Source organism: Streptomyces sp. 8N114 (genome assembly GCF_052245835.1).
Lineage (GTDB): Bacteria > Actinomycetota > Actinomycetes > Streptomycetales > Streptomycetaceae > Streptomyces.
The window spans coordinates 61602-74107 of sequence record NZ_JBQQBT010000007.1 but is presented as its reverse complement, the minus strand read 5'-3'; the positions used below and the strand labels follow the sequence as shown (position 1 = coordinate 74107).

The window sequence follows — 12506 nt, the reverse complement described above, 5'->3', positions numbered from 1 at the left end:
CGGTTGGACTGCTGCACGATGTGGACAGACAGCTGATCAGCTCCGCCACGCACTGACAGCCACGCCGTGCCCGGGCCGGGCTCGCCTCTTCGCCCGCCCCGTCGCCGGCCGTTGGAAGGGATCGGCCTCATGCCCTCCTCCGCTTTCCGCACCGTTCCGCACTCCGCCGATGTCGTCATCGTCGGTGGCGGCGTGATGGGTGCCAGCACCGCCTTCCACCTCGCCGAGGCCGGAGTACGGAACATCGTCGTCCTGGAGCGCGGCGACCTGGGCTGCGGCAGCTCGGGCAAACCGATCGGCGGCGTACGCGCCCAGTTCTCGGACCCGCTCAACATCGAGCTGGGCCGCCGCAGCCTGCACGCCTACCAGGACTTCTCCGCCCGCCCGGGAGCCGACATCCGGCTCGACACCGTCGGCTACCTCTTCCTGCTCACCAGCGAGGACCAGGCGGCGGACTTCGCGACCAGCGTCAGTATCCAGAACGGTCTCGATGTGCCCAGCCGCATGATCGACCCGGTGGAGGCACAGCGGCTGTGCCCCTACATCAGCACCGACGGTCTCGTGGCCGCCGCGTACTCACCGGCCGACGGCCACGCCCGCCCGGGACTGGTCGTACAGGGATACGCGAGGGCCGCAGCCCAGGCAGGCGTCACCATTGCCGCGCACACCGAGGTCACCGGTATCGACACGGCCGGCTCTCGGGTGACCCGGGTGCACACCAGCCACGGGACCATCACCTGCGGCGCCGTCGTCTGTACGGCAGGCGCGTGGTCCCGGCAGATCGGCGAGATGGCCGGCGTCAGCCTTCCCGTGCGGCCGGTGCGCCGGCAACTGGCCTTCACCACGCCGCTCGTACCGCCCGCGCCCCGTATCCCCTTCACCATCGACTTCTCCTCGAGCGCCTATTTCCACAACAGCGACGACGGCTTGCTGTTCGGGCTGGCCGACCCCGCGCAGGAGGAGGGCTTCGACACCACCTGGACCCCGGAGTGGCTGGAGCTGTTCCGCGCCGCCGTCCGCCGACGCGCCCCCGCGCTGGCCGGTATGGAGACCGTCGCCGGATGGGCCGGGCTGTACGAGAACACGCCGGACCACAACGCGCTGATCGGCCGCTCCGGGGAGCTCGGCAACTTCCTGTACGCCACGGGGTTCTCCGGTCACGGCTTCCTCCAGGCACCCGCGGTGGGCGAAATCATGCGCGACCTCTATCTGGAACGCCGCCCGTTCGCGGACATCACCCCGCTCAGTGCCGACCGGTTCCGCACAGGTGCCGAGATCCGTCCCGAAGCCCACGTGGTGTGAAGCCGCGTGCACAGCAAAGCGAAAGCGCCATCCCGAAGGAAAGCGTGACCCCCGAAGCGAAAGGCCGAACCATGTCAACGCTCAGCCAGTGGCAGCTACGGGCCGCCTTCGCCGCGCGGCTGTCGGAGATGTACGGGCAGGAAGTGCCCGCCTACACCATGCTCGTGGACGTCTCCCGCGAGGTCAACGAGGACGTTCTGCGGGCCCGCGGCGCCGACGCCGAGCGTCTGGGATCCATCGGCAGGGTGACGGCCGAACGTCACGGCGCCATCCGCGTCGGCACACCGCAGGAACTGCGACAGGTCGCCCGGATCTTCGCTGCCCTCGGCATGCATCCGGTCGGCTTCTACGACCTGCGGGAGGCCGCCGCCAGTGCCGTCCCCGTCGTCTCCACCGCGTTCCGGCCGGTCGACGGCGAGGAGCTGGCACGCAACCCGTTCCGCGTCTTCACCTCCATGCTCACCCCGGCCGACCCCCGCTTCTTCGACCCGGACCTGCGCGCCCGGCTGGAGACCTTTCTCGCCGGCCGCGAACTCTTCCCGCCGGAGCTGCTCACGCTGGCCGACCGCGCCGCAGCGGAGCAGGAGCTGTCCCTGGAGGACGCCGAGCGCTTCCTGCAGCTCGCCGTCGGAGCCTTCGAGCTGTCCGGCGAGCCGGTCGACCGGGCGTGGTACGAGACGCTGGAGCGGATCTCCGCGGTCGCCGCGGACATCGGCGGAGTACGCAGCACGCACATCAACCACCTCACTCCGCGCGTACTGGACATCGACGAGCTGTACCGCCGGATGACCGAGCGCGGCATCGAGATGATCGACACGATCCAGGGCCCGCCGGCCTGGCGGGGGCCGGATGTCCTGCTTCGGCAGACCTCCTTCCGGGCCCTGGCCGAGCCCCGCGCGATGCGCACCCCGGACGGCAGTGTGGTCAGCGGCGCGCTACGCGTCCGGTTCGGCGAGGTCGAGGCACGCGGCATCGCCCTCACCCGCGAAGGCCGTGCCCGGTACGACACGTTGCTCGGCCTCGTCGACCAGCTGAGCGCGCAGGCGCCCGGAGAGAGTCGCGGCGCCGTCGCCCGCAGCGTGTGGGAGGAGCACCTGCCCGACACCGAAGAGGAGCTGGCCGCTCAGGGGCTGGCGTACTTCACCTACCAGGTGGCCGCCGACCGGCCCCGCGACGGCAACCGGCCGCCGGCCGATATCGGCGAACTGCTGCGGCGGGGGTGGGTGCGGGCCGAGCCCGTCGTCTACGAGGACTTCCTGCCCCGCTCGGCCGCCGGCATCTTCCAGTCCAACCTCAGCTCGGAGGGCACCCGCGACAACGCGCAGGAGGGTGCGGCCTACGACGCCGAGTGGCTCTCCGGCGCCATCGGACGCGAGGTGCTCGATCCCTTCGCACTCTACGAACAGCAGCAAAGCCGCTCCCTCACCCAGGTCGCGCGCGCACTGGAACTCGACGGCGCCCTCGCCTGATCCCGTCCCTCCCACTCCTAAGGATGACCATGACCAGCACCGCCCTGCCCACCACGGACGACCTGCGTACCCGCGCACTCACCAGCCTCGGCAACATCGGCGTCACCGTTCCGGAAGGCAGTGACCTCTCCGCGCGGACCCCCATCACCGGAGAGAACCTCTTCGGGCTGAAGGCCGCCGACGCGGCGGACGCCGAAGCCGCCGTCGGCGCAGCGCGCGAGGCGTTCCTCACCTGGCGCACCACGCCGGCGCCGCGTCGCGGAGAGCTCGTGCGCCGGCTGGGCGAGCTGCTGCGTGAGCACAAGAGCGACCTTGCCGATCTCGTCACCATCGAGGCGGGCAAGATCCGCTCCGAGGCCCTGGGTGAAATTCAGGAAATGATCGACATCTGCGACTTCGCCGTGGGGCTGTCCCGCCAGCTGTACGGCCGCACCATCGCCTCGGAACGCCCAGGTCACCGCCTTGCGGAGACGTGGCATCCGCTCGGTGTGGTGGGCGTCGTCTCCGCCTTCAACTTTCCCGCGGCCGTCTGGTCGTGGAACACCGCCGTCGCGCTTGCCTGCGGCGACACGGTCGTCTGGAAGCCCTCGGAGCTCACTCCGCTGATCTCGCTGGCCTGCGACCATCTGCTGGCCCGCGCCGCGGACGAGGTCGGGGCGCCCCGCGACGTCCACCGGCTGCTGCTCGGTGATCGTGTCGTGGGTGAGCAGTTGGTGGACGACCCCCGCGTCGCCCTGGTCAGCGCCACCGGCTCGACCCGGATGGGCCGGGAAGTCGGTCCCCGCGTCGCGGCCCGCTTCGGCCGCAGTCTGCTGGAACTCGGCGGCAACAACGCGGCGATCGTCGCCCCTTCGGCCGACCTCGACCTCGCGGTCCAGGGCATCGTCTTCGCCGCGGCGGGCACCGCGGGTCAGCGCTGCACGACGCTGCGCCGCCTGATCGTCCACCGTGACATCGCGGAGACGCTGGTCGAGCGGCTGACCAGCGCCTACCGCAAGCTGCCGGTCGGCGACCCGTTCGACGAGAACACCCTGGTCGGCCCGCTCGTCTCCACCACGGCCCTCGACGCGATGAACAGCGCGCTGGCCCGGGTCCAGGCGCAGGGCGGCAAGATCCTGGCGGGCGGCAACCGGCGGCTCTCCGAAGCCGCTCCCGAGGCCGCCTACACCGAGCCGGTCCTCGTCCGCGTCGACGAGCAGAACGATGTCGTACGGGAGGAGACCTTCGCCCCGATCCTCTACGTGCTCACCTACGACACCTTGGACGAGGCGATCGCGCTGCACAACGACGTCCCGCAGGGGCTGTCGTCCAGCATCTTCACCCGCGACCAGCAGGAAGCCGAGATCTTCCTCTCGGCCGCGGGCTCCGACTGCGGCATCGCCAACGTCAACATCGGCACCTCCGGTGCGGAGATCGGCGGCGCGTTCGGCGGGGAGAAGGAGACCGGCGGCGGACGCGAGTCCGGCTCCGACGCCTGGAAGTCCTACATGCGCTCGGCCACCAACACCATCAACTACTCCAGCGAACTCTCCCTCGCCCAGAACGTCAGCTTCCTCTGAACGGACCCCGGGCACACGGAAGAACGCACCGAAGAACGCCCGGGAGCCCGCGCCACCTTTCCGGTGGTTGCGGGCTCCCGGGCGTTCTCGGTGAGGAGGTGGACGCATGCCTAACAATCCACCGCCTTTACCAGTTCTCGGCGCGTAATGTCCGGATATAGACGACTTACCGCTCCCACGTGGCCACTTCATAGTCGCTGTGTCAAGAAACACATCCTCGCTTCGAGTCCGCGGGCAAGATCTTCTGTCGGGTCGTCAAGAGACTATCCTTGGCGAGCTTTTCGTAAAACCCGCCAGTTCGCTGCTTTACGCTCAGAAAATGATCCACAGCATAGCGTTGAATAATTCCGAGATCATTCTCCGCGGATACCCGGCATTCGAATCCGGCATCTTGCTCCCAACAATCCGGTGTGTTTCTGTGTCCTCGCTCCGGCCTCCGTAAACGGCCGGAGTTCCCACTGCCGGGGCGCCGAATCCTGCCGCCCGGTGAGGGAAATTCGCACCAGACCACGCCGGCAGGAGCGGGGGACCCAAGTAAGTGCCGTGCCGCATCCAGCGGCCCGGCTAGGGGTGAAGTCATGCCCGTTGCGCCTCGCGCACGGGTTATGGCCGGGCAACTCCAGCCCGAATCCGACAGCTCACCTCGCAGGCGCTAGGAGAGGACACCCCCATGTCACGTGGCCGTCATGCCCGTAAATCGCGCAATGCCCGCCGCTTTTCCCGGCTTTCGCTCGCCCTCGTCGCCGGCGGTGCAGGAATCGCCGCTCCCCTGCTGACCGCAGGCAGCGCGCACGCCGCCCCCGCGCCGGCCAAGGTGCAGGAGCAGAAGCAGGCCACTTCCACCCAGGCCGCCGCCCCGAAGGCGAAGGCCGAGAAGAAGGCCGACTCCCACACCGTCGTGGCCGGCGACACGCTGTACCGGATCGCCGTGGACCACGACATCAAGGGCGGCTGGTCCACCCTCTACAAGGCCAACAAGCAGACCGTCGGCAGCGACCCGGACCTGATCCGTCCCGGCCAGAAGCTGACCCTGGACGCCACCCCGGCGCCCGCCGAGCGGAGCACCACGCCCAAGCGGGCCGACCGCAGCACCGCCGAGCGGACCACCAGCGTGCACAAGACCCAGTCGACCAACCTGGACGGCTGGATCAACGAGGCGCTGGTCATCATGAAGCAGCACGGCATCCCTGGCACCTACCAGGGCATCCACCGCAACATCATCCGGGAGTCCGGTGGCAACCCCAACGCCATCAACAACTGGGACATCAACGCCCAGAACGGCACCCCGTCCATCGGTCTGCTCCAGGTGATCAAGCCGACCTTCGACTCCTTCCACGTCAAGGGCACCGTCTACGACCAGCGGGACCCGGTCGCCAACATCGTCGCGGCGTGCAACTACGCCGCCAACCGCTACGGTTCGATCGACAACGTCAACGGCCCGTACTGAGCCGACGACCCGCAACGCGGCGGCTGCCCCTCACCACGCCGGTGACGGGGCAGCCGCCGCGTTGTGCGCAGGCTTGTCCGGCGCCTCATGCGTACCCGGCATGAGGGCTGCGCTTGCCTCCCCCAAGCTTCGCAGGGGGCCGCGCCCCGCAAGGGGCGCGGGGAACTGCGCGACAAGCCACAACGCAGCGCATTTGACCCACCGGGCGAAAGCACGCAGTTGCGCAGGGCGAATTCCGGGTGGGACAGCGCGTGTGCCGGGCGAGTGGGGCGGTGATTGCGGGAGCCTCGCAACTCAGAGTCCGCAAGGACCTACTCTCCGTTCCGAGTCTGGCGAGCGGAGCGCCCGATTCACCCGAACGCGGCGCCCCCCTGGCAGGGGTACGTCCCGATGGGCACCGTCTGTCCATGGATGACTCGAACAATCTCGTAAGCGTCATAACTCCCGCCTACAATGCGCTCCCCTATCTCAAGCGCTGTATCGCCTCGGTCACGCACCAGTCTCTCGACCCCGGTCGCATAGAGATGATCGTCGTGAACGACGGTTCCACGGACGGCACCGCAGCCGAACTGGATCTCTTGGCCGAACGGCACCCGCGGCTGCTGCGGGTGCTCCATCAGGAGAATTCCGGCGGTCCCTCCGTCCCCCGCAATCGAGCCCTGGACCTGGCGAGCGGGCGGTACGTGTTCTTCCTCGACGCGGACGACTATCTGGCACCGGAGGCGCTGCAGCGGCTCACCACCACCGCCGAGGAGAACAGTGCCGATGTCGTACTCGGCAAGATGGCCTCGGTGGGACGCGGGGTGCCGCGCTCGATGTTCCGGGCCAACCAGCCCGACGCCGACCTGTTCACCTCACGGGTCTACTGGGCGCTCTCCGTTCAGAAGCTCTTCCGCAAAGAGCTGCTCGACCGGCTGCATCTTCGCTTCGACACCAGCCTGCGGATCGGCGAGGACCAGCCCTTCACGGCGCTCGCCTACTTGCGCGCACGCCGCATTTCCGTGGTCGCGGATTACGACTGCTACTACCTCGTACGCCGCCCCGACGGCCAGCATCTGACCCTCACCAACAAGACCGAGCCGGTCCTCGACTCGCTCCACCGGGTGTGTGAGCTGCTTCGGACCGAGCTGGAGCCGGGACCACGACGCGATGCCCTGCTGGAGCGGCACTTCCAGGTGGAGTTGAAGGGCGCCTTTCGATTCCTCGGCAATGAGACGGAATCCGCGGTCCAGCAGCGCGAGTTCAACCGCATGCAGAAACTCGTCACCGATCACGACTCCGACTCCTTCTGGCCCCGGCTCTCCCCGGTCCAGCGCCTGCGCTGTCATCTCACCCAGCACGGCAATCTGGAAGAGCTCCTGGACCACACTCACCGGGCCGACAGCCATATGCCGTTCCGCATTCATATCTCCCAGGGACGGGCGCTGGCCCACTATCCAGTGGAACGCGAAGCCTGTTCCACAAGCCCCGCCGCGTGCTTCGACGTGACGGAGCACCTCGCCGTCATCCACTACGTGTCCTCGATTTCCTTCACCGGCACCCGACTGCGGCTGCGCGGTCATGCGGGATTGAGCGAGGCCCAGCACATCGGCGGGAGGACCGTCGAGATTTTCCTGGAGCACCGCGGAAAGGACAGCAGGACCCACCACGCCGATATCCGCGTCGAAGGGGATTCCTTCGAAGCCGACTTCGACCTCCTCAGCGGCGACGGGACCGACGAACCGCTGGCCGACGGTTTCTGGGATCTGTATCTGCGCTACACCGTGAACGGGCTCGCCAAAACCGTACGGCTGGGCAATCAGCGCGACCCGGACGCCGGTGAGTGCCCTGTCAGCTGCCTGTCCGACGACGGCGCGGGCGGCATACGGACGGCCAGGCTCTACTCCACCGCCTTCGGCAATCTCACCGTGCGCCTCCAGCATGTCTCAGCGGCCCAACTCGGCGAGGAACTCCGCCTTGAGCCCGAAGCGGCTGCTTGGCGCGGCCCGGCCCTGCACATACGCGGGACGACGAACCTCATCGCTCCGCCGCCGGGAACCGCCGTCGTACGTCTGGAAACCGCCGATGCCACATCCGACTTTCCCGTGGTCCTCCAGGACGGCGGGTTCTTGGCAGAACTGCCCCTCGACTCCCTGCCCCGGGGCCGGTGGACAGCAACTTTCCTGATAGCCGCCGCCAATTGGCGCTGCGCCCTTCCCCTGGAGCAGCCGGTCGTGCCGCCCGGTGGGGCACGCTGGCGCCGCGGCCTGGTGCAGATGTACGCCAAGCCCGAGTCCGGCACCCCGCTCACCCTCCACGTGGACCGGGTGCGCCTCACCCGCGGCCTGCGCCGCAGACTCTCCCGGCGGAAAGCCTGATGTCTCACACCTGACGCCCCCGGGGGATGACGGGCCGGCGAGCCGAGTGCGCCGCCGGCCCGTGAGTTGTGCCCACTTCCGGGTGCCGAGCACCAGAACCGGTCCACCGGGGGCAGGGGGACAGACAGGGGGCAGGGGGGACAGGGGGCCAATGCGGTCGCCGCACAGCGGATGCCGCGGGCTCAGTGCTGATCCGAACTGATCCGAGCTGATCCGGGCTGATCCGGGCTGATCCGCCGAGCTGATCCGCGCTGTTCCGAAGCGAAGTGCGGTGACCCACAACGTCGTTCGTCCCTCTTGGCAGGTGCGCCGACTCACGGCAGCGTGAGCCGAGCAACTCACCCCCCACCGTGGAGTGCGCACATGAGAGAGGCGAACACCGTGCATGACGCCCCTGCAGGCCGGCCCCGTCGGGTCGGAGGATGGGGCAGGAAGGCCCCGGCCGTCGTGGTCGGGGCCTTTGCTCTGGTCGTCGCGCTGCCGGGTACGGCGCTGGCCGATCCGCCGCAGGCGCTGCCCGCGAACGCGACAGAGATGGAGCGGAAGTTCCAGCCCGCCTACGACTACGACACGGACGGCTGCTACGCGACGCCTGCCATCGGCCCGGACGGCACCATCGCCCCGGGCCTGGAGATCGGCGGTGACGTCAACGGCAACTGCCACGACGCGTCCGACCTGGAGAACACCAACGGATACGCCCGCACCAAGTGCAACAACGACTGGTGCGCCGTCGCCTACGCCTCCTACTTCGAGAAGGACCAGGCAGCACTGGGCGGCGGCAGCGCCGGGCACCGGCACGACTGGGAGCACGTCGTGGTCTGGGTCCACAACGACCAGGCCGAGTACGTCTCGACCTCCAACCATGGCGGATTCACCGTGCACAGCAAGGAAGCGCTGCCCTTCGAGGGCACCCATCCCAAGGTCGTCTACCACAAGGACGGGGTGAGTACGCACTGCTTCCGGGCGGCCAAGAACGACGGCGGGGACGAGCCGCCCGAGAACCACCGGGGCGCTTGGCAGTTCCCCACCCTGGTCGGCTGGGACGGCTACCCCGAGGGCCTGCGCGACACGCTGGCCGGAGCCGACTTCGGCAGCGCCACGCTCGGCATCAAGGACGGCACCTTCAACAGCCATCTGTCCGAGGCGAAACCGGACGGCATACCCTTCGACCCCAACGGCTGAGGGAGCGCCCGGACAGGGTCCGGAATCCGCGTCGGGGCCCGTTGCCGCCTGTGAAAGGTGTCGGTGGGCCACTGCCGACTCCGGCCCCGACTCCGCGACCGGCCCGCACCACGCGCACGCCCCGCTCGGTGAACTTCTCCACGTCCGCAGGGTCGGCAGCGCCATGAGTGACGAGGGTCCAGCCGGACGGCAGGACCGGTCCCGCACCCGCACTGTCCGCAATCCTCACCTGGACCCTGCCGCTGGTGTGGACCTGCTTCTTCCTATGGGTCCAGTCCCCCGTCCTGATGGTGCAGATCGGGGGCATCGGCGGCGGCGTCTTCCTGCTCGCCGTCGTCGTCGCGGTCTGGAGACTGCGCTGCATAGGCGTACCGAAGCGCTTCCGCACCAACCCCTGGCTGACCGCGGCGCTGGTCCTCAGCAGCATCGCCATCCTCGGCGTCGGCGTCTACGGAATCCTGTAGACGCTGGGTGTGGTGACGGAGTAACCCCCACGGGCGGCACCGACTCTGCCGTACGCGCCGCGCGCCTGCGCCGCGGCGCGTACGGCTGCCTGTGCCGGTTCACCCGCGAGTAGCCTCACACCTCCAGGCTCGCCTCGATCTTGCGCAACTGGTGCCGTGCCATGGCGAGGTTCGCCTTGGCGGAGTCCAACGCGATGTAGAGGAACAGGCCGTTGCCGCTCTTGGCCCGCAGCAGGCGGATCAAGTGGTACTGCCTGCCAAGTGTGATCAGGATGTCCTCGATCTCGTCCTTGAGGCCGAGGAGCTCCATCGTGCGCAGCTTGGCGCGTACGACATCGGTGTTCCCGGCCGCGGCGACCTCCAGATCGAAGTCCTTGCCGCCGCCGAGCGTTCCCAGCGCCATACCGCTGGTGTAGTCGACCAGGGCGACCCCGATCGTGCCGTCGATGCTGCTCATCGCTTCCTTGAGGGAGGCGTCGGTGTTCGACATGGTGGCGTGCTGTCCTTTCGTCGATGTGTTGTCCGGCCTGGTGCAGTCGTTCGGTGGCCGTGCTCCGGGGCGGAGGGCTCACTCCGGCGCTGGAGAGCCGCGGCGGCGCCGTTCGAGCGGCAGCCGGCGGCGGTCCAGCGGGGGCCTGCCGTCGGGCGGCGAGGCGTTGGCGGTGGGGTGCGGAGGTGCGGAGAGCTGGGCCTCGGCCAGGAGTTCGCCGATGCGGCCCGCCGTACGACGTCCCTCCAGGTGCAGTCGCCCCACATTGATGCGGTCGTCCGCGAGCAGCGTGAGCACGGCGGCCGGTCCGGCGGCGTAGGTGGCGACGTAGCCGAGCTCCCCGTGGATCAGCAGTTCGCGGAAAGCGCCGCGTCCCGTCGCCTCGTTCATCCGGAACGCGAGGCCGAGCGCGGCGGCGGTGAGCGCTGCCAGCGGCTCCGCTTCCGGCCGCTGCTGCCCGGTCTGCGCCGGCGGGATGTCCTCGGCCAGGACCAGTCCGTCGACGGTCGCCGCCAACGCCCCGCCCACCTGCGGAACCCTGGCTCGTAACCCCCGAAGTTCCCCGACCACGGCCGCCTCCGCCGCCATCAGCACTCTCCTCTCGGCACGCTGACGGAATCCTCTGATCACAGTGCCTCCAGCGCGTCCCTGAGCCTGCGCAGCAGGGCGACGTCCGGATCCGCGAACCCGTGCACCGGCGATGCGGCGACGGGCGTTCCGCCCTCGGCAGGGGCGGCGGGGGCGGCGCCCTCGGCAGCATCGCCCTCCGGGCGGGCGGACTGTGCCGGGACGACCAGCCCGCCGGCCGCCAGTCGGCGCAGTTCCACGAGAGTGTGGAAGGCGGGCCGGCCCAACACCCGCGCGATCTCGGTGGCCGTACGGGTCCCGTCAGCCAGTTCCAGGGTCCGCAGTTGCCGGTCCGGCACCATGCGCAGCCGACCACCCACGGCCGTCGGCGCAGGGGGCAGCACATCTGTGCGGGCGTCCGGCCAGATACGGTCCAGAAGCGCCAGGCGACGAACGGTCTCCCCCTGCACGGCCGCCGGCGTGACACCGCCGCCGGCACCCAGTGGGTCCCGCACCTTGCGCCGAAAACGTCCCGGTCCCCCACTCGGCGCCAGGACGAAGAACGCCGCGTCGTACAGGGCCGTGCGCCGGCACAGTTCCAGCACTCCGAGGGGCACTTGGCCCGACGCCACGAGGTGCTGCGCCACACACCCTTCACGCGCAGCCTGTGTCAGCGCCGCCTCCCAGCGCTCCTGCGACAGCGCGCAGCCACGGGTCAGCAACACGTCCAGCCCCGTCGCGGCCGGGCTCTCCGCGTGCACGACCTGGCCGTCGCGGAGGAAGAGGGTGCCGCCTGCCCGGGTGAAGGCGCCGGTGGCGCGCTCCGCAGCCAGCCGGTGCAGTAGCGGACGGTCCGGCGCGGAGTGCTCCGAGTCGGCCCTACGCGTTACAGGCGGGGCCGATAACGGACGCTCCGCGTCCCAGGGGACGGGGACGGTGTCTCGCATCAGAGCACCATCCGCCCCGCCATCTCCGCCAGCCGGATCCGCGCCAGTGCGAGATTGCCCTCGTCCCGGCCGAGCCACAGGTGGAGAAAGAGGGTGCCGTCGAGCGCGCCGGTCACGAACCGCAGCAGGTGGTAGCTGTCGCTGTTCGTCGTGATGATGTCTTCGACGGCCGGTGCCGTCCCGGCATGCCGCGCGGTCGGGCCGGGAGCCGCCGGTGTGGTTCCGGTCGGGGGGCCGGCCACGGAGAGCGGGCCGAATGAACGGTACTCGGCGACCATCCTGGCCAGCTCGGCGGTCTCACAGGCCGTCGCCTCGTAGTCGCCGCCGGGCGGGTCCCCGGCGACACCCAGCGCCAGCCCGCTGACCCAGTCGACGACGGCGGCACTGCGTGCGCCGGGTAATCGCATCGCCTCCAGGAGGCATTCGTCGATTCCGGGCACGCTGCACTCCCCTCCCCTGCGCGGTACACGGCATCGCCACCGGCACCGCCCGGCCACGGACAGTGAGGCTCAGACTACGCATCTGCCCGGCAGTCCGTGCCCGTTCCGGCATTTTCCTGAGGAACATGCCAAGACCACAGGGAGATTGATCAGAGCCCCTAGCGAATTGACTGCTTGATTGCGGAGCTGACAGAAAATGGAACCTACTGCGTCAGTTGAGACCGCACCACCACGCCGACCGCTTCCAGACAGGGGCTGTGAGACGGACAGTGGACCGGGACC

11 protein-coding genes and 1 riboswitch are annotated in these 12506 nt (G+C 69.4%); of the genes, 7 read left to right on the top strand and 4 right to left on the bottom strand.

The genetic code is table 11. The features are described from left to right. Positions 1 to 129: 129 nt before the first annotated feature. The 7 genes from ACTWQF_RS16970 (at position 130) to ACTWQF_RS16940 (ending at position 9780) form a co-directional block, all read left to right on the top strand. Positions 130 to 1302, top strand: coding sequence for an NAD(P)/FAD-dependent oxidoreductase (locus ACTWQF_RS16970; RefSeq protein WP_443280236.1), 1173 nt, complete (start codon positions 130 to 132; stop codon positions 1300 to 1302). A 71-nt stretch (positions 1303 to 1373) separates the two neighbouring features. After that, the gene (gene hglS / locus ACTWQF_RS16965) at positions 1374 to 2771 is read left to right on the top strand and encodes a 2-oxoadipate dioxygenase/decarboxylase (RefSeq protein WP_443280235.1); all 1398 of its coding nucleotides are present in this window, start codon (positions 1374 to 1376) and stop codon (positions 2769 to 2771) included. Between the two features lie 29 nt (positions 2772 to 2800). Further along, positions 2801 to 4330 carry an L-piperidine-6-carboxylate dehydrogenase gene (gene amaB, locus ACTWQF_RS16960; RefSeq protein WP_443280234.1) on the top strand — a complete coding sequence of 510 codons (1530 nt, stop codon included), beginning with the start codon at positions 2801 to 2803 and terminating at the stop codon, positions 4328 to 4330. Positions 4331 to 4820: 490 nt separating this feature from the next. Further along, positions 4821 to 4996: riboswitch (cyclic di-AMP (ydaO/yuaA leader) on the top strand. A gap of 4 nt (positions 4997 to 5000) precedes the next feature. Then, on the top strand, positions 5001 to 5777 hold the full coding sequence (locus ACTWQF_RS16955) for a transglycosylase SLT domain-containing protein (protein ID WP_443280233.1): 777 nt from the start codon (positions 5001 to 5003) through the stop codon (positions 5775 to 5777). Between the two features lie 407 nt (positions 5778 to 6184). Beyond that, the gene (locus tag ACTWQF_RS16950) at positions 6185 to 8134 is read left to right on the top strand and encodes a glycosyltransferase family 2 protein (protein WP_443280232.1); all 1950 of its coding nucleotides are present in this window, start codon (positions 6185 to 6187) and stop codon (positions 8132 to 8134) included. Between the two features lie 363 nt (positions 8135 to 8497). Beyond that, on the top strand, positions 8498 to 9316 hold the full coding sequence (locus ACTWQF_RS16945; protein ID WP_443280231.1) for an NPP1 family protein: 819 nt from the start codon (positions 8498 to 8500) through the stop codon (positions 9314 to 9316). A 167-nt stretch (positions 9317 to 9483) separates the two neighbouring features. After that, positions 9484 to 9780 (top strand): hypothetical protein, encoded by a 297-nt coding sequence (locus tag ACTWQF_RS16940; protein WP_443280230.1) that lies wholly within the window; start codon positions 9484 to 9486, stop codon positions 9778 to 9780. Between the two features lie 115 nt (positions 9781 to 9895). Here the strand turns inward: ACTWQF_RS16940 and ACTWQF_RS16935 are convergent, their stop codons facing one another. The 4 genes from ACTWQF_RS16935 to ACTWQF_RS16920 form a co-directional block, all read right to left on the bottom strand. Next, complete coding sequence (locus ACTWQF_RS16935; RefSeq protein ID WP_443245779.1) at positions 9896 to 10270, bottom strand: hypothetical protein; 375 nt, start codon at positions 10268 to 10270, stop codon at positions 9896 to 9898. A gap of 78 nt (positions 10271 to 10348) precedes the next feature. After that, positions 10349 to 10900 carry a roadblock/LC7 domain-containing protein gene (locus tag ACTWQF_RS16930; RefSeq protein ID WP_443280229.1) on the bottom strand — a complete coding sequence of 184 codons (552 nt, stop codon included), beginning with the start codon at positions 10898 to 10900 and terminating at the stop codon, positions 10349 to 10351. Continuing rightward, the gene (locus ACTWQF_RS16925; RefSeq protein WP_443280228.1) at positions 10897 to 11784 is read right to left on the bottom strand and encodes a transcriptional regulator; all 888 of its coding nucleotides are present in this window, start codon (positions 11782 to 11784) and stop codon (positions 10897 to 10899) included. The genes ACTWQF_RS16930 and ACTWQF_RS16925 overlap by 4 nt, the downstream gene beginning before the upstream one ends. Next, positions 11784 to 12224 carry a hypothetical protein gene (locus ACTWQF_RS16920; protein WP_443280227.1) on the bottom strand — a complete coding sequence of 147 codons (441 nt, stop codon included), beginning with the start codon at positions 12222 to 12224 and terminating at the stop codon, positions 11784 to 11786. Before ACTWQF_RS16920 ends, ACTWQF_RS16925 begins: the two co-directional genes overlap by 1 nt. Positions 12225 to 12506: the final 282 nt, after the last annotated feature.